Source organism: Ruminiclostridium cellobioparum subsp. termitidis CT1112 (genome assembly GCF_000350485.1).
Classification (GTDB): domain Bacteria; phylum Bacillota; class Clostridia; order Acetivibrionales; family DSM-1351; genus Ruminiclostridium; species Ruminiclostridium termitidis.
Window position 1 is genome coordinate 1 of the sequence record NZ_AORV01000065.1, and the last position, 18031, is coordinate 18031.

Annotated in this window: 11 protein-coding genes; 1 reads left to right on the top strand and 10 read right to left on the bottom strand. The window is 41.8% G+C overall.

The features are described 5' to 3' along the window. From CTER_RS22220 to CTER_RS22250, 7 genes are all read right to left on the bottom strand, one after another. The coding region (locus CTER_RS22220; protein WP_004629929.1) for an alpha-mannosidase at window positions 1-2848 on the bottom strand (2848 nt) is incomplete at its 3' end. Next, window positions 2845-3843, bottom strand: coding sequence for a glycoside hydrolase family 130 protein (locus CTER_RS22225; protein ID WP_004630151.1), 999 nt, complete (start codon window positions 3841-3843; stop codon window positions 2845-2847). The genes CTER_RS22225 and CTER_RS22220, both read right to left, overlap by 4 nt. 165 nt (window positions 3844-4008) lie before the next feature. After that, on the bottom strand, window positions 4009-5517 hold the full coding sequence (locus tag CTER_RS22230) for an ABC transporter substrate-binding protein (RefSeq protein WP_004630250.1): 1509 nt from the start codon (window positions 5515-5517) through the stop codon (window positions 4009-4011). A gap of 107 nt (window positions 5518-5624) precedes the next feature. After that, the gene (locus CTER_RS22235) at window positions 5625-6554 is read right to left on the bottom strand and encodes a carbohydrate ABC transporter permease (RefSeq protein WP_004629732.1); all 930 of its coding nucleotides are present in this window, start codon (window positions 6552-6554) and stop codon (window positions 5625-5627) included. Between the two features lie 11 nt (window positions 6555-6565). Continuing rightward, the gene (locus CTER_RS22240; protein WP_004629899.1) at window positions 6566-7522 is read right to left on the bottom strand and encodes an ABC transporter permease; all 957 of its coding nucleotides are present in this window, start codon (window positions 7520-7522) and stop codon (window positions 6566-6568) included. 358 nt (window positions 7523-7880) lie between these two features. Beyond that, window positions 7881-8666 (bottom strand): response regulator transcription factor, encoded by a 786-nt coding sequence (locus tag CTER_RS22245; RefSeq protein WP_004630076.1) that lies wholly within the window; start codon window positions 8664-8666, stop codon window positions 7881-7883. Continuing rightward, window positions 8641-10395 carry a sensor histidine kinase gene (locus tag CTER_RS22250; RefSeq protein ID WP_004630054.1) on the bottom strand — a complete coding sequence of 585 codons (1755 nt, stop codon included), beginning with the start codon at window positions 10393-10395 and terminating at the stop codon, window positions 8641-8643. Before CTER_RS22250 ends, CTER_RS22245 begins: the two co-directional genes overlap by 26 nt. 275 nt (window positions 10396-10670) lie before the next feature. Here CTER_RS22250 and CTER_RS22255 point away from each other — a divergent pair, with 275 nt between their 5' ends. Further along, the gene (locus tag CTER_RS22255) at window positions 10671-12563 is read left to right on the top strand and encodes a beta-N-acetylhexosaminidase (RefSeq protein ID WP_004630266.1); all 1893 of its coding nucleotides are present in this window, start codon (window positions 10671-10673) and stop codon (window positions 12561-12563) included. A 187-nt stretch (window positions 12564-12750) separates the two neighbouring features. On the opposite strand, the gene CTER_RS22260 is transcribed toward CTER_RS22255, so the two are convergent. The 3 genes from CTER_RS22260 to CTER_RS22270 form a co-directional block, all read right to left on the bottom strand. Then, on the bottom strand, window positions 12751-15186 hold the full coding sequence (locus tag CTER_RS22260) for a glycoside hydrolase family 94 protein (RefSeq protein ID WP_004629682.1): 2436 nt from the start codon (window positions 15184-15186) through the stop codon (window positions 12751-12753). A gap of 64 nt (window positions 15187-15250) precedes the next feature. Further along, the gene (locus tag CTER_RS22265) at window positions 15251-16297 is read right to left on the bottom strand and encodes a LacI family DNA-binding transcriptional regulator (RefSeq protein WP_004629900.1); all 1047 of its coding nucleotides are present in this window, start codon (window positions 16295-16297) and stop codon (window positions 15251-15253) included. A gap of 137 nt (window positions 16298-16434) precedes the next feature. Continuing rightward, window positions 16435-17991, bottom strand: a complete 1557-nt coding sequence (locus CTER_RS22270; RefSeq protein ID WP_004629888.1) for an ABC transporter substrate-binding protein — start codon at window positions 17989-17991, stop codon at window positions 16435-16437. Window positions 17992-18031 lie beyond the last annotated feature (40 nt).

Sequence of the window (18031 nt, forward strand, 5' to 3'; positions counted from 1 at the left end):
GGGAGAAATTGAGTTTATCACCTGCTCCGGCAACTGCATATACCGGTTGATTCAGCTTTGCAGCTTCCCGTGCAGTATTTCCTTCACGCCAGTTGCCTGCATGGGGATACAGTGAGTATGTGAAATAATGTTCTTCCTGGTCGGTATGAGGATTTGGCTCTATACCTGATTTTATCAAGGTCAGTGAAAGATTGCCCTCATGGACCGAATGTCCGTACTTGCAGTCATTCAGAAGACTTACTCCATAGCCTCCCTCTGAAATATCGGCCCACTTCTGTCCGCAGCTCTCGAAACGTGCCTGATCCCAACTGGTATTCCTATGGGTTTTACGGGTCACATTCCCGAACTGAACATCAAAGGTTGCTTCATCGGAATGAATCTCCAGAGGGAATTGAACCTTGAGCAGATGCTGATTTTCATGCCAGTCCACATAGGTTACAAAATCAATGCGTCTGGAGCCGGCATAAAAATGTATTTTCTGTGAGACAACAGAACTCGAAAAATTCCTATTTATCTCAAGAGTGGCCCTTACGGGACCGTTTTCAATCCACTCCATGGCTGCAATATCATTTACATCCCAGTATTTCTCGGTATAGAAAATATCTATATCCCAGTTATCATAGTAAATAGGCTTATCCTCATACACCCTGAGCTGATTTCCACACTTGCCGTCCCTAAGCACCTGCCTGCTGTTTTCCTTGTCGAACAGGGAACTGATATTGCCGTCCTCGGTGAACCGGACGTCATAGAAGGGAGTCTCGATTCCGTTTCCTGTAATGCGGAACGGAGTCCCGTATTCAGACCTGCCCTGCTCATCACGGCATGGAGTAAAGCTTTTATATCCCTTGGACGGAAGGCCTTTTACGTATGCAACGGCTCCGTCTGCCGTCTGCTGTACAGGGTAAACTGTCCCGCTTTCATCAGTGAGGCTCTCCGCCTCCATATTGCCCAGCAGAACTACATCATCCCTGTCGAAGCCCAGAGTATTAAAGAGAACCACGGCAGTTCCCTTGCCAGCCAGGGCTGACAATCTTTCCTTTATGAGATTACCTGCTTTTTCGGCCAGCCAGGCATACTCTTTTGCAGTCTGCTCATAAACCTCTTTAATTGAGGAGCCCGGCAGTATATCATGAAACTGATTCAGCAGCACTGTTTTCCACAAGCCGTCAAGTTCCTTTGCCGGATAATCAATTCCGGCAGAACCGGCCATTACGGATAATAGTTCAAGATCCATCAGCATCAGTTCACTCTTTCTGTTGGAGCGCTTGTTTCGTGCCATGGAGGTATAGGTGCCTCTGTGGTATTCGAAATAGAATTCCCCTTCCCACCTGGGCAGTCTGCTGCTGTCCTTTACGCGGGCTTCAAGCTCTTCAAAATACTTTCTTGAGAATTCCTGTCTTACTTTTGGAATACCTTTAACCCCTTTATCCATACGTGTTGAAGTTTCCAACATCTGGCGGGTGGGCCCTCCTCCTCCGTCACCATAGCCGAAGGCAACAAGGATATCATTGTTGATCTCCTTGTTCTGATAACGTGTCCAGCCTCCCATTATTGCATCAGGATGCAGCATCCCGTTATAGGTTGTAAAAAAGCTTTTTGCAGGCTGCCCCACACCCAGGGTGCTGATAAAGTGCGTAAACACTTCCGATCCGTCTATACCGCGCCACAGCAGTGTATCATAGGGCACCTTGTTGAACTGGTTCCAGGACAGTTTTGTGGTCATGAAATAATCTATTCCGCATTTTTTCATTATCTGCGGCAGTGCGCCGGAATATCCGAAAACATCGGGTAGCCAGAGAATTCTGTTATCAACCCCGAACTCCTCTTTGAAGAACTTTTTGCCGTGCATGAACTGGCGTACCAGAGACTCACCCGACGTAAGGTTGCAGTCTGCTTCCAGCCACATTCCGCCCTCAGGCTCCCAGCGCCCCTCCCTGATCCTCAGCCTGACTTTTTCATACAGCTCGGGATAGCGTTCCTTCAGGAATACATACAGCTGCGGCTGGCTGGACATGAACCTGTAATCAGGGTATTCCTCCATGAGCTTCAAAACAGTTGCAAAGCTGCGTGCGACCTTTTCTTTAGTCTGCTCCACCGTCCACCACCATGCAACGTCTATATGCGTGTGACCTATGCATGTGGCTATTACCTCATTAAAGCCCGCCATATTTTCATAGAGCTCACGCTTGATGTACTCTCGCGCTTGATTTACCGAGTCTGAAAACCCAGGTGAAGGAACCTTTCTGAAATCCAGAAGGTTTATGGTTCTGTTCAGCACTGCTTCAATATCAAGTCTGGTTTTGTCGTCTTTGTCCATTCTTTCAAATGCCCAGACAGGTACCTGCAGGTCATAGTACAAGCCCTGTATCTGCGGATCGATCTCTGCCGCCTCGCCTATCAGCCTGAATTCACTGTGAAGTGTCCCGGTGTAGGATTGAAGGTCCACATGATATGTCCTTCCGGCCTGGGCGCGGTCTGTTACCAAAATTTCGCGGTGATTCATATCCAGGCCCTGGACTATTTCTCCGTCAATAAACAGCAGGAACTGGGGATTCTTTCCGTCATCCCATTCTTCAATCTGGGTGTGAAAAATCAACCAGAGCGGTCTTCCATCGAATTCCTCCGGTACGGTAAATTCCGTCTTAAACCAGTAATGCCTGTCAGGGCCGTACCAGTGCATGGTCCTGCTGTCAAAAGTCTTCCAGTCTCCGGCTGCAGCTTCCGCATCGGCAGGCCTCAGAAAATTTCCCTCTTTCACCTGCCATTGAGTCAATTCCACCTTTTGCATCTTTGAAAACTTTTTCAGCTGGTCACAGATTACCTGGACCCTTTCCTTTGCAAATATCATAGCTTCACCTCCAGGGGGTATTTTTCCATATAATCAAGCAGTTCATTTATAGCGGTAAATGCCAATCCGGTAACTGTATCGGCACAGCCGTAATAGATGGCGATTCTTCCGGTTGCTGCATCGGTTAGGGCCGCACACGGAAAAGTTACATTTGGAACATCTCCGACACATTCATATATGGTCTGAGGTCCTAAGATGTAATTTCCTGAACGTGCAATAACCTTCCAGGGCTGATCAATATCAAGCAGCGCACAGCCCATTCGATATACAAACCCATTGCAGGTATTTATTACACCATGATAAATCAGCAGCCAGCCTTTATCGGTTTCTATGGGCACCGGTCCGGGACCTATTTTCTTTGACTGCCAGGCCGACTCGTCGCCGTTGATGGTTCCCATTACATATCTGTGCTTTCCCCAGAAAGTCATATCGGGACTTATACTGTAAAAAATGTCCCCAAAGGGGGTATGGCCTGTATCACTGGGCCGGCTGAGCATGGCATAATGTCCGTCTATTTTTCTTGGAAACAGCACCCCATTTCTGTTGTATGGCAAAAATGCATTTTCCAGCTGATAAAAGGTTTTGAAGTCAAAGGTGTAGGCCATTCCGATGGTCGGACCGTGATAACCGTTGCACCAGGTTATATAGTAGCGGTCCTCGATAAAGCAGACTCTTGGATCATAACGGTATTCCCTTTTGATTATTTCGGGAGCACCCTGGAATTTTATAGGTTCATGATTGATTCTCCAATTTATTCCGTCTTCACTGAAGCCGGCAAAGATATCCATACTTACCGACCTGGAATCACATCTGAAAACCCCGGCAAAGCCATTTTCAAAAGGTACCACCGCAGAATTGAATATGCTGTTTGAGTTTGGTATTTCATCCCTCTCAATGATGGGATTCTGAGAATATCTCCATACCGGCTGGCTGCAGCTTGCCGGCTTATCCTGCCATGGAATGTTTGGAAGAGCTCTCCCTATTATTTTACTCATGTGCTACCTCTCTATATAAATTTTATTGTTGTTTTCGAGTTCATTTAAAGCTGTTCTTAAAAAATATACAAAAATCCGAACAATAGGCTTGCACTAACGTCCGGATTTTTGCCCTGCACACAATTAATTTGCAAACTTAATACCACTTCTGGGAATGGTTAAATATTATTTAAAATATTCTGTGATCTGTTTCTGTGCTTCTGCCATAATTTTATCCATACCTGCTGCTTTAAGCTCTTTTACAATCTTCGGAACCATAACCACAGGATCGGATGCACCGGTTTGCAATTCATATTTGTATTTATCCCAAACTGCCTTGCAGTTTGCAACTTCCGTTGAAAGGTTGCTTATATCAAGAGCGTATCCGAGAGTGACCGAAGCCGTAGCTTCCTCATTTAACTTTTTAACCGCATCCCACTGGTCTGCCGGGTTGGGATCAACTGCCGCCATGTTGAAGAAAGTTCCCTGTGAGTATGCCGGTAGGGTCCAGGTATCACTTGTTCTCTTTATTACGTTATCGGCAACCTTCTGCCAGTCAGTTCCTTCAATACCGTATGCAAGCATATTTCTCAACTGTGCATCTGTGTTAACGGCCTGTATGAATTTCAAAGCCTCGGCCTTATATTTTGAATTTGCCGAAATGGCATTCAGAGAACCTTGAATACTGCTCGTTGTGAATATTGGTCCAAACTGCTGTGCCATTACATATTTTTCAACACCTTTATCCACCTGCCAGCTTGCTTCGGCACCCGGAAAAGCCTGTGCACTGAAGAACGGAAGTTTCTTTGGGGCTTCTCCCAGGGTCGGAGCATCAGGATTGATTATTCCGTCCTTATACCACTGGTGAAGCTGTTTCAAATCTTCCATTACATCCGGTTGTTCAAGTACTGAAACCACTTTTCGCGAAGTATCATCTATCTTTACGCCCATAGGTCTCAATCCCAGTGTAAGGTCGTCGTACTTGTTGAACATACCGTTAAAACCGTCATCCTTTATCATCTGCAAAGGATAATAGGACTTTCCCTCTCCGGCTTTGATTGCGCGGAATGGCTTATCAAGCTCCTTTAAGGTTTTAATATTTTCATAATCAATGTTATATTTCTTAACAATGGAATCATCCCATACAAAATACTGAGTTATTGATGAATCCTTATAAGTAGGCACTGAATATATTTTACCATTCAGCTTTGTACCATTCCATACTTTTTCAGGAATAAATTTGAAGAGGTCGGGAGTTTCCTTCTGGACTGCGTCTGTGATATCGGCCAGAGCCCCGAGATTTATAAACCGATTGTAGTTGTTGTTGTTTACAAACATTATGTCAAAAGCCTCTCCGGTATTGACTATGGTATTCATCTTTGTATCATAGTCACCCCAGCCGGCAACCTTGATATCAACTTTAACACCGTATTTTCCTGCAATGTATTCATTTATTTTTGCCACACCTTCTGTAAGATTTTGCGGTTGTGTACCTATCTGCCACCATACAATTGTAGGAGCATTTTCAGCCGACACCTGTGTGCTGGCTGCCGCATCAGTGCTTGGAGCAGTTGATGCCGTACCCGTACTTGCGGTAGATCCTGAAGCCGCAGAATTTGAGCCGCAGCCTGCAAATGCGAATATCATGATGCTTACAGCACAAATAATAGATAAAACCTTCAACATCTTTCTCATTTCTATTTCCTCCATTTTTTAAATTTTTTATAATCAAACTTAAGATTCCTTAAGTTCAATATCCTTGCAGATGAATTTGTTCCAAACCGTATCCTTTGAAAATAAAATCATTCCTTGACCGCACCTATGGTCAGACCTGAGGTGAAATACCTCTGGAAGAAAGGATATGCACATGCAATAGGAATAACTATGAGTACTGCTATAGCCATACGTGCCGATTCCTTGGGCATTTTTGCCGACATTTCAGCTGCACTGATTCCGATGGTGGCGGCATTTTTAGACAAATAGTCGGCCTGATTCATGATTTTATTCAACAACGCCTGCAGAGAATACATATCCTGGTTATCTATATACAGCATGGATTGAAACCAGTCATTCCAGTAGCCGAAGCACAGGAACAGTCCTATTGTGGCAAGTACCGGCAGCGAAATGGGCAGTACAATACTGAAAAATATCCGGAGCTGAGCCGCTCCGTCGATTTTAGCCGACTCTACCAGTGCATCTGGTATTGTAGTTCTAAAAAAAGTCTTGCATATCAGCACGTTAAAGGAACTTACCGCCAGCGGCAGAATCAAGGCCCAAACGGAATCCTTCATATGAAGCTGGCTTACATTTATATAATAGGAGGACACCATTCCTCCGTTGAATATCATTGGTATGAACACCATCCAGGTCATGAATTTTTTCAGGCGGTACTGAGGTCTTGATAAAACATACCCCATGCTTGTAGTAAGCAAAACTCCTATAAAAGTTCCTGCAATGGTAACAAACACTGATATTCCAAGTGCCCTGAGGATCATGTTTGCCTGCTGGTAAAGAAATATATATCCATCCATCGATATAACCTTTGGAATCAACTGATAGCCAAATTCTTCGATGGAAGCCTCCTTTGTAAGGGATATGGCAATGACGAATAAAACCGGAACAAGCGATATCAAAGCCAAACAAAGGAATAATAAATTAAAAACCATATTTGTAAAAGGTTTAACCTGATTGAATCTTTCAACATTTTCCTTGTAATTAAATTTCTGTGACATTAATATCCCCCCTAAATCATTGCGCTTTCAGAATCAATTTTTCTAACCAGTGCATTGGCCAGAAGAATGGTCACGCAGCCCACCACCGACTGAATTAAAGCTGTTGCCGACGCCATGCCCGTCGTTCCCGATTTCATCATGGAGTACACATAAACATCAATTGTGTAGGTAACGTCAAACAAAGAGTTGGAAGCTTTAGGCACCTGATAGAACAGACCGAAATCCGAGTAGAATATTCTTCCCACGCTGAGAATGAACATTATCACAATAACTGTCTTCATCAGCGGCAAGGTTATATACCTCACCTGCTGCCATTTGGTCGCTCCGTCTATAACAGCAGCTTCATAATATGTGCCGTCGATTCCAGTTATAGAAGCCAGATAAACCACCATTCCGTAGCCCACGCTCTTCCACAGGTTCATAAAGATTATAAAGTACGGCCAGTATTGGGGGCTCATATACCACTGTACAGGTTGGCCCCCTATGCTTTCTATGATTTTGTTGGCAAGTCCCTTGTCGTAGCTGAGGAAACCGAATACTACGGCAGAAACAACAACCCAGGACAAAAAGTAAGGCATGAACATTGCCGTCTGATATATTTTTGCGGCTATCCTGCTGTGAAGCTGGTTGATTATAAGGGCAAGGACTACCGGAATTACTATTCCTAAAATTATGAAAACAATATTGTATGCAAGAGTATTTCTTATAATTGTCCAAATGTCTCCGAAGCTGAAAAGGGACTCGAAATTCTTTAAACCATTTCCCCCTGCCCAGGAACTTTTGAAAACACTTGTAATGAAATTTCCTGAGATTCTGAAATCCTTAAAGGCAATAATTATTCCGAACATCGGCAGGAAGCAGAAAAGTACATACCATATTGTAGTTGGCGCCGCCAAAAGCGTGAGCTCTGTGTCATCCTTCGTCCACCGCTGACGGTACTTTTTTTCGGGATGTGATCTGTTTATCATTACGAAATCCTTCCTTTTAAGCATATTTTTATTTAGATTGAACAGATTTCCTAAAGCCTTTTCTTACTTTGATTATATTGCCTATTACAATTTCGCTTCCAGTCAATAAACAATATAAAATAATATAAAAACGTTAGATTTAATAAAAAATATCTAATTATTTGGATCGCAAATCCATATTTTTTGTATAGATTGCCATAAGGCTACATAACGACATATAAGATTATCTCTTTTTAATTTAACAAAAAAGTCCCCGGATAAGGAATTACCCTTAAACCGCGGACTTAAAATTTTATATTGATTTTTACCATGCAGCTGGTTCTAATTTTTAATGTTTATTTCCTTTTTGCTGCCGAATTTACAGGTAGTTATTGGCAACGTTTTCTTCATACCGGCGCAGGTTGCCGGGCGAATAACCAAAGTAATCCTTGAAATGGATGTAGAAATAATTCAGGTTCAGATACCCCACCCCATAGGCTATTGAAGCTATCTTTTCCGAAGTGGTCTCAATTCTTTCCTTTGCCACTGTCAGCCGGTAGCTCATCAGATACTCGGAAAACTTCATACCGGTTTCCTTTATAAAAATTTGTCCGAGATAAGTGCTGTTCATTTTAAATTTATCAGCTATAATCTTGAGATTTATATTTTTGCTGAACTCACCTTTCACAATCAGAATCACCTTATTTGTAAGATTTGAGAGAGATGAATATTCCACGTTCAGAATGGGATCGATATTTTTATCCTTTGGCATCCTTCCTTCCAGAGTTCCTTTCAAATCTTCTACTATAAGTCGTTCGATTATTTGCTTCAGCTTGACAGCATCAATGGGTTTTAAGATATAATCCTTTACACCCCTGAGAAATGATTTCCTGACAAATTCAAATTCATCGTAGCCGCTCATCATGACATAACTGGTAGGAATTTCAAGAACATTGAGTTTTTCAATAATATCATACCCCCGTGCATCATCGATACACACATCAAATAAAGCAATGTCAGGTCTCAGTTCCACCGCCTTTTCCACGGCTTCATGGAAATTCAGGGCAGACTCTATCCTGCTGAATCCATAGCTTTTCCAATCAATAAGCCGTTTTACCCCGTCAATAATCATGGGCTCGTCATCTACTATCAGCAATTGGTACATGTTCATCCCCCCTCCAAATCGATATAGATATGGTAATACCCGCTTCCTCGTTGTTGTTCAATTTCATTTTCAGACCATCTCCATAAAAAAAGCGAAGTCTGGTATATACGTTGATCAGGCCGATACTGCTATTATCGGTATTTTCTTTTTCGGTTGCGGCAAGCCATCCATTTATTGCTTCAAGCCTGTCAGGTTCAATCTTTTCACCATTGTTAATAATTTGAAACATTACTTCATTTTCATAAATTTTTCCGCTTATAAGCAGTAAATTATAATCGCAGCTTCTGTCGAAACCGTGTACAAAAAAATTCTCTACCAGCGGCTGCATCCAGAATTTAACCGTTTCCATTGAGCGTATTTCATGATCAACATCTATCTGGTAATAAAATTTTCCGCTAAACTTGAATTCCATTATTTTCAGATATTTCGTGAGTATGTCAAGTTCATTTCCAATAGTTATTACATCCTTGTTCTTAACCACCTCCCGCAGCATTCCTCCCAAATTGAACACGGCATCAGCAACACTTTCGTCGTTGTTCACCAGGGCATGGGACCTTATAACCTCAAGGGTATTATATAAAAAGTGCGGATTTATCTGCTGCTGCAGGGTCTTCATCTCGGCTTCCTTCTGCTTGAGCTTCAGAATGTATTCTTTTTGAATATGTTCTTCAAGCTGTTCCGACATATCATTGAGCTTTCTTGCTATTATACTGAATTCATCCTTGCGTTTTTTTATGTCTATCTTTACAAACTTTCCCGACTTTGCCTTGTCTATGGCTTTGGTAATCAGGCTCAGGTATTTGGCATCATATGACATACGCGTAGCTATCAGCAGAGTTATGGATATAAATATAAAAAGGATACCGAATATATAAAATAAAAATATTGAGCGATTCTGATTGATTATAGCTCCATAACTCACTAATGAAACCATTTTAAATCCATATTGTTCAGATGTATATACATTATAATGCATTTCCTGAAAAAAACCGGACCCTATCCTGCCGCTTGTTTTTTCACTGTCATATATTCGCCGGAACTGCTCCTTCATAGTATCATCAGCTCCGAAATAAAGTTCACCGTCCTTACTCATAACAGCTACATGAACTATGGGATTTTTATTGACATTTCCAAAAATAGCCTGAGCCCGGACGAGAAAGCTCACTTCTCCCAGCGTTTCAGACATATCACCCGGCTGCAGGATTTTTTTTGTATAATTATAGCCCAAAGATATGTCGTTTTTTATTCCGTTCCGGTTTGGAATGCGGAATTTTACCTGGGAAATCCCATTGGTTCCATAGGTAATAATATTTGAATTTTTAGAGGTAAGAAATAATATCTGGGAAATGGAATACTGGTTTGATCTAACAAAATTTTTTATATCTTCAATAAAACTGGTTTCGGCTTCATCGCCTGAAACCTCCACAATGCGTTTCATTATATAGGTCTCGGCATCATTCCCGAAAAAGCGCATGAAATCCTTAAGTATCCGGCGGTTCTGTTCAGAATACAACCCTAGAAAATAGCTGTCTATTTTCTGGATATTAAATCCTATATTGTTCTGAGCATTTTCAAACTCTTTGAGAGAGTCCTGCTTTATCTGCTCCAATTGACTGTTTAATGTCAGCTGGAACAGCAGGGAGCAAACCAGAGTACATACCACCAGCAGGGATAAGGTATAAACAATAAAAGGCTTACGGTAGACCTGTTTCTTAACAAATTCCAGCATAGCATTACGCCTTTCATTCCATTAGCCTGATATAACGGGTCAATAAATTTCCAAGAACGTGAAACGTTCTTTTGAACCTATGCGTTATAATATATTTTATATTGGCTTGCAAACATTTTTACAGTACACATTTGTTATATTATAGTATAAAAACGTTAGATTCAAGTGTATTTCTTGCCATTCCGTTCTGCTTCCGTGATATATTATGAAGTGTAAAAGTCTCTTTCAACCTTAAATTTTATAATTTCCAATAATCTAAAAGGAGTTATTGCGTTATGAATTATTCTCTAAAACTGCTTGGCTTGAATGAGTATCAAGAAAAAGCCGTTAATGAGCTTTCAGGGCTGCTGTACGTGACTGTATCTCCGAACGGCCTCCCCGTTCAATTCAGACGGTCACACATTCAGGAATATAGTTTCGACGGAAACTCCGGAATAATCTACTATGAAAAGGAGCACCAGATATTACGCGGACTTGGTATTTTTATAGAAAATCTGGAGACGGGAAAACCTTTTATTGTAAGAGAAAGTGCGGCATATGACCAGCTGGGCGTAATGATAGACTGCTCCCGCAACGCAGTTTTGAATATACCTTCTTTTAAAGAGCTTATTAAACACCTGGCTTTAATGGGCTATTCAAATGTACAGCTCTATACCGAGGACACTTACGAAATAAAAGAATATCCCTATTTCGGCTATCAGCGGGGCCGTTACACCCCGGAGGAATTCAAGGAAATGGATGCCTATGCCAAACTTTTTTCCATAGAGCTTGTACCATGTATTCAAACACTGGCTCATCTGGGCCGTGTATTGAAATGGGAAGCTTTTTCAGAACTCCGTGACTGCAATGATATACTCCTGATAGATGATGAGAAAACCTATGCTCTCATTGATGATATGTTCCGCACAATGTCTCAAAATTTATCCAGCCGCCGTATTAATATCGGTATGGATGAGGCTCATATGGTGGGCCTCGGAAAATATCTTGACAAACACGGATATAAGGATCGTATGGAGGTAATGCTCCGGCATTTTAACCATGTTATGGATATTGCACTTAAATACGGTTATCGCCCCATGATGTGGAGCGATATGTTTTTCAGGCTTGTATCGGGAGGCCAATACACCGCTGATGACTGTCCCATTAAAGAGGAGCTTCTCAGTCAAATACCTGAGGATATAACTCTGGTGTATTGGAATTACTATTCCACTGAACAGGAAGAGTATGATAAAATGCTGTGCAATCACAAAAAAATAAGTTCCAATTTAGTTTTTGCCGGAGGTGCATGGAAATGGAACAGCTTCACTCCCTACAGCCATTTCAGTGAATTTGTTTCAAAAGTCGCCCACAAGAGCTGTCAAGAGCATAATATCCGAGAAGTTCTCATAACCAGCTGGGGGGATGACGGGGCCGAATGCCCCTTGTTCTCCGTACTGCCTGTATTTCAGATATGGGCTGAGCTGTGCTATTCAGGTTTCTCCCATGAAGAATATCTTGAGAGACGCTTTTTGACATGTGCGGGAGCTTCATATAAAGATTTTATCACCCTGGGTGAACCCATATTGACCCCTGACAATCCCGCACCCGGACGCTGCGGGATAAATCCCACAAAATACCTGCTTTATCAGGACATCCTGGGTGGGCTTTATGATGCGCATGTGCTGCCTGATTCATATGACGCACATTTTAAAAATTGTGTCCGAAAAATTGCGGAATGCTCTAAACGCAATCCCAAATGGAGTTATCTCTTTGAATATCACAGGGCCTTTTGCCATGTGCTGGCCTTAAAGAGTGAAATGGGAATCCGCATAAGAAAGGCTTATCACTCGGGAGAAAAAGATATTTTACTTAAAACGGCACAGATTGAAATACCTGATTTACTTAACCGGGTGGAAGTTTTATTGACTTCATTGGAGGAACAATGGAAAAAAGAAAACAAAATTTTCGGACTTGACGTACTTGAGCTTCGTTTGGGAGGACTAAAGCAGCGCTTGCTGTCAGCCTCCCGAAGATTAATTCAATATTCCGGCGGTGAAATTGACATATTGGAGGAGCTGGAGGCAGAGCCACTGCCTTTTGATATAAAATCCCATGAAAAAGGGGAAATTTCAGTTTGGTGCCAGCCCTGGCATAATCTGGTCTCTCCTTCGGTAGTAGTGACATTATAGAAATTTTAACAAGGCTTGATGTCGGCGTGGCGCAAAACAATTGAAATACATGGAAAAACATTATAATAGTGCTCCCGTGCTAACTTCAAAAAATGGGAAGCACTATTATATTTGTCTTGTTTTGAGATGGACCCCTGCATCAAACCTCTTATATATCCCCATTACTCAGGGAGAATCCATCAGGATTTTAACCCATTACAACCTTAACTTCATGGTTCTTTCGGTCATTAAAGACAGGAACAATATTACCTTCATATTTTCTGCCGTCAACTACAAGCTCCTTAATACCTTTTGAGACATGCTCCGGATTGCTTATGGTTATATCATAAGTTGCATTCCGGAACTTTCTGCTGATCTTGTAGCCATCCCAGGCCTTTGGTATGCAGGGATCGATCATGAGACCGCTGTAGTCAGGCTTGATTCCAAGAATATTCTGAGAAATGACTACAAAGTTCCAGGCCGCAGTTCCTGTCAGCCAGGAGTTCTTTGCCTCCCCATGTCTCTTTGCGTCCTTTCCGGCAATCATCTGGGAATAGACATACGGCTCGGTTTTATGTATCTCACTTATTTCCTCAGTGTACGCAGGAGCAATTTTTGAGTATATCTCAAAAGCCCTGTCCCCTCTCCCAAGCGCTGTTTCACCGGCGGCAACCCAGGGATTGTTATGGCAGAATATGCCTGCATTTTCCTTATAGCCGGCAGGGTAAGTCGAAATTTCACCCATGTTGATATAATACTTTGTAAACGCAGGGTTGTTAAGTACCATACCATGCTGGCTGTCGAGATATTTTTTGGCCGAATCCAGAGCCTTTTCCACGTGACCGGTGTTGAGACCGATTCCGGCCATTGTGCAGAAGCCCTGTGATTCTATGAATATCTTGCCTTCTTCATTTTCCTTGCTGCCTATTTTTTGGCCGAAATCATCGTACGCGCGGATGAACCATTCTCCATCCCATCCATGCTCAAGAACCGTTTCGGCCATTTTATCAATATGTACCTGAGCCTTGCCGGCTTCCTCTTCCAGCCCATTCAGCCTGCATAACTTAACATACTCCGGTCCATAGTAGACAAACATTCCCGCTATCAGTACCGATTCTGCCACCTTGCCATCCTTGCTCGTAGTGGTCTGGAAGGATTCATCGGGAGCATTCGAGAAGCAGTTCAGGTTGAGGCAGTCGTTCCAGTCTGCCCTTCCGATCAATGGCAGTCCATGGGGACCCAGGTTATTTACCACATGATAGAAGGAACGTCGCAGGTGGTCAAACAAAGTGGCCGCCCTGGAAACATCATTGTCATACGGAACCATTTCCTTAAGAATGTCCATATCGCCTGTTTCTTTTATGTAAGCGGCAACTGAAGCAATCAGCCACAGTGGATCATCGTTAAAGTTTCCGCCGATTTCATTGTTGCCTTTCTTAGTCAAAGGCTGGTACTGATGATATGCACCGCCTGTTTCCAACTGAGTGGCTGCTATATCAAGTATTCTCTCTCTCGCCCTGTCAGGAATCTGGTGAACAAAGCCAAGAATATCCTGGTTGGAATCTCTGAACCCCATACCTCTGCCTATGCCGGTTTCAAAGTATGAAGCACTTCTGGACATATTAAAGGTAACCATGCATTGATACTGATTCCATGTGTTTACCATCCTTGCCAGCTTTTCATCCTTGTGCTCCAGTCTGTACTGCGTGAACAGCTGGCTCCAGTAACTCTGCAATTCTTCAAATGCAGCCTGAACACCTGCGGGATTACCTTTTTCCTCAATCATGGCATAGGCTTTTTTCTTATTGATTACCCCCTTGCTTTCCCACTTGTCGTCCTCAGCATTTTCAACATAGCCCAGAATAAAATCATATTCCTTTTCTTCACCGGGCTTTAATTCCACTGTGATACAATGTGAAGCCATTGGACCCCAGCCGTCGGCTATTGTATTTTGAGGTTGGCCGCTGACAGGAACCTGAGGTGCCTCAAAGCCGTTATATAATCCCACAAATGCATCTCTGTCGGTATCATAGCCCGTTAGACTCGCGTTTACAGAATAAAAAGAAAAGTGATTTCTTCTTTCCTTATATTCGGTTTTGTGGTAAATAACTGAATTCTCAACCTCAACTTCGCCTGTGCTCAGGTTTCTCTGGTAATTAGTCATATCGTCATATGCATTCCATAAACAGAACTCTATGCATGAAAACAGTTTTACAGTCTTATTATCTGAGGTTGTGTTTTTAACCCTGACTCTGTGTAACTCTCCATTAAAATTCAACGGAACGAAAAAGAGTACTTCGCTGCTTATTCCATTTTTGCTTCCTGTTATTTTGGTATACCCCAAACCATGCCTGCACTCGTAGCTGTCGAGATCGGTCTTGACCGGTGACCAGCCCGGAGACCACAGGGTTCCGTTATCGTTGATATAGAAGTATCTCCCTCCCATATCTATTGGTACGTTGTTGTATCTGTACCTTGTAATTCTGCGTAAACGCGCGTCCTTATAAAAACAATAACCGCCCGCAGTATTTGAAATTAAAGAAAAAAATTCTTGTGTTCCCAAGTAATTAATCCAGGGATACGGTGTTTTGGGAGTAGTAATTACATATTCCCGGTTGCTATCGTCAAAAAATCCAAATTTCATATTTTTTGGCTCCTCTCGAATGAATAAAAATGTATATAACAAATAAGCACTTTTACAAGTACCATTATTTTCTTGAACATGTTTCACGCAATATCATTTTTGTGTCGTAGCTATAGTTGAAAAACCCCTTTTTGTTTCTTTTAATATTTGCAATAAGCTCAGTTACAGCTTTATCCACTATATCATAAACAGGTGTTGACACTGTAGACAGGGCCGGTCTGATCAATGACGAAAGCGGAATATTATCAAACCCGATGATGGAAATATCTTCAGGTACTTTTATATTATTTTCTTTAAACAGGTCCATGGCAGTTATTGCCATATCGTCATTGGAAGAAAATATTGCACTTGGAAATTTATCTTTTTGAATCAGGTTTTTAACTTCATTGGCAGTCTTGGATTTTATAAAATCACCGTGCAGAATGAAATCCTTATCAACTTCCAGGCCATGTTTTTTCATGGTATCAAAGAAGGCTTCATATCTCTGCCTTCCCGAATATGTAGACAGTCTTCCCGCCAGCAGCCCAATATCCTTGTGTCCCAAACTTATCAGGTATTCAACTGCCTGGGCAGCACCTTCATAATCATTAGATCCTATAACTATCAGATTATTATTATCCGATTTATTTTTCTTTATCTCTTCGGCATCATAATCTATTAAGGCTACCGGAAAACCTCTCTTGGAGACATTAATAAGAACATCCGCTTCCCGCTCGGTTCCGATAACAATTCCCCCGTCAATCCGCTTTTGAAGAAAGACTTCACTGACTTTATTGTAATCATTTTCACAATAGATTATATTGACAAGAACATAAAAACCCCGCGCATTAGCACATTCTACCGCCGCATCAACAAATTGGGTAAAATAATTGTTGTTATACAATCTGTTTGGATTGTCAGTGTCAGCAATGCTGACAATAAACAGTCCAATCGTATCATTTTGTTTTCCTGCCAATACTCTTGCACTGGTATTAGGCTGATAATTGTATTTGGATATTACTTCGAGAACCTTTTTCTTAGTATCTTCCGGTACATTAGAATAATTATTTATTACTCTGGAAACAGTACTCCTGGATACTCCGGCAATTTTAGCTATTTCTTCACTTTTCATTCAAATCCACCTTATCCGAACTACGGCCTAATGTTAATTTATTTATTAAAATAGGGCTAACGCTACACCAAGCGCTAGCCCTATTTTACATCTATTTGGTAATTAAATCAAGCTAGAATAAATATAGTATCACCCAATTACTTGCTTGCTGTAAATGCATCAACCTGTTTCTGCATTTCTGCAAGAACATCGTCCAAACCAGCAGCCTTAAGTTTTTCATTGAACTTAGGAAGTACTACTGCAGGATCGGATTTACCGGTCTCAAGACCTGGCATAAACTGTTTCTTAACACCTGTCAAAGCTGCAACTTTAGTTTTAACCGGTTCAGCATTAAATGTGAAACCAAGGATTGGTGAAGCTTTTGCAGAATCATTGTAAGCTTTGAATTGATCCCACTTAGCAGTTGCAGATTCAAATTTTTCTGAATTAAAGATGTAAGTATTGAACTGATTAGCGAACAACCAAGCAGTTCCTGTATTGTAACCGTCTATACCTGCTTGTGTTTGCTCAATCTTAGTATCAGATACCTTGGTATAGTGAGTTCCCTCAATACCGTAGTTGATTAAGTTACAGAGTTCTGGTTCGGTATTAGCTAATTCAAGGAACATTAACGCTCTTTCAGGATTCTTTGAAGACTTGGATATAGCCTGCATTGCACCAGTCATTTCACGAGTAGTAGACATTGGTGCAGTTATATCGATCTGCTGCCATTCTATTCCTGATGAAACACTTTCTTCACCGTCTTTACCCGGTTTCAGTGAAGCTACTGCTGAGAATACCTTACCTGCTTTTCTGTTTGCCTGCCAGTCAGTGATTGTATCAGCATCTTTTCTGATATATCCTGCTTTATACCAGTTGTGAAGTGTTGTGAACAAAGCCTTTGCTTCAGGAGCATCAAAGTCGTTTATAACTTTAGTGTCTCTTCCGTCACCATAGATGGCACCCGGTACGTTATCATCAACCATCTTTTCGAAATCAAGAATTCTGTATGCAGATTCTCCGACAACTGTCTGGAAAGGTTCTACTCCCGGTTCTTTTTCTTTTATTATCTTAAGAGCCGGTTCAATATCTTCAAACTTCTTTATTGTTGACAAATCTATGCCGTTCTTGTCAGCAAGTTTCTTGTTGACAAGGAAACCCCAGTTATGAGCCATTTCCTTGTTAGTAGGTATAGCATAGAGTTTTCCGTCAATTGAGGCACCCTTTATAACTTTGTCGCCTAATAAAGCTTTAGTCTTTGGGGCATATTGATCCAACATAGGGGTAAGATCTACAAATGCACCCTTTGGAGCGTTTTGTAAATAGTTGGCAGCCCAGTTAGATGTAAAAGTTATATCGTACTCTTCACCGGAAGCAATCTTTGCACCCATCTTCTGTTCGAAATCATCACCCCATGTAAAAATGGTCAGTTTTAATGTAGCGTTAATTCTTGGCTGTAACCATTCGTTAATCTTTGCCATAACAGCGTCAATATCCTTAGGTTGGCCATTACCTACAACATACCATTTCAGTTCTACAGGATCAAGTGCTACTGATGATTCAGCTGCTGCCGATGATCCAGCGGCAACTGATGACGATGCAGTAGAAGTTGTTGATGTTGCTGCCCCGTTATCACTGCTGCCGCATCCAACCACGAATGTGATTGCCAAGCAGAGAACCAAAAACAAACCTGTTAATCTTTTTGCCTTTTGCATATGAACCTCCTTAAAATATAAATATTTATGCCATCCATAT

Excerpts from the sequence above, each read along its gene's own strand:
- CTER_RS22225 (WP_004630151.1), bottom strand. The coding sequence starts at position 3,843 with ATGAGTAAAATAATAGGGAGAGCTCTTCCAAACATTCCATGGCAGGAT.
- CTER_RS22270 (WP_004629888.1), bottom strand. The coding sequence starts at position 17,991 with ATGCAAAAGGCAAAAAGATTAACAGGTTTGTTTTTGGTTCTCTGCTTG.
- CTER_RS22230 (WP_004630250.1), bottom strand. The coding sequence starts at position 5,517 with ATGAGAAAGATGTTGAAGGTTTTATCTATTATTTGTGCTGTAAGCATC.
- CTER_RS22235 (WP_004629732.1), bottom strand. The coding sequence starts at position 6,554 with ATGTCACAGAAATTTAATTACAAGGAAAATGTTGAAAGATTCAATCAG.
- CTER_RS22260 (WP_004629682.1), bottom strand. The coding sequence starts at position 15,186 with ATGAAATTTGGATTTTTTGACGATAGCAACCGGGAATATGTAATTACT.
- CTER_RS22245 (WP_004630076.1), bottom strand. The coding sequence starts at position 8,666 with ATGTACCAATTGCTGATAGTAGATGACGAGCCCATGATTATTGACGGG.
- CTER_RS22255 (WP_004630266.1), top strand. The coding sequence starts at position 10,671 with ATGAATTATTCTCTAAAACTGCTTGGCTTGAATGAGTATCAAGAAAAA.
- CTER_RS22250 (WP_004630054.1), bottom strand. The coding sequence starts at position 10,395 with ATGCTGGAATTTGTTAAGAAACAGGTCTACCGTAAGCCTTTTATTGTT.
- CTER_RS22240 (WP_004629899.1), bottom strand. The coding sequence starts at position 7,522 with ATGATAAACAGATCACATCCCGAAAAAAAGTACCGTCAGCGGTGGACG.
- CTER_RS22265 (WP_004629900.1), bottom strand. The coding sequence starts at position 16,297 with ATGAAAAGTGAAGAAATAGCTAAAATTGCCGGAGTATCCAGGAGTACT.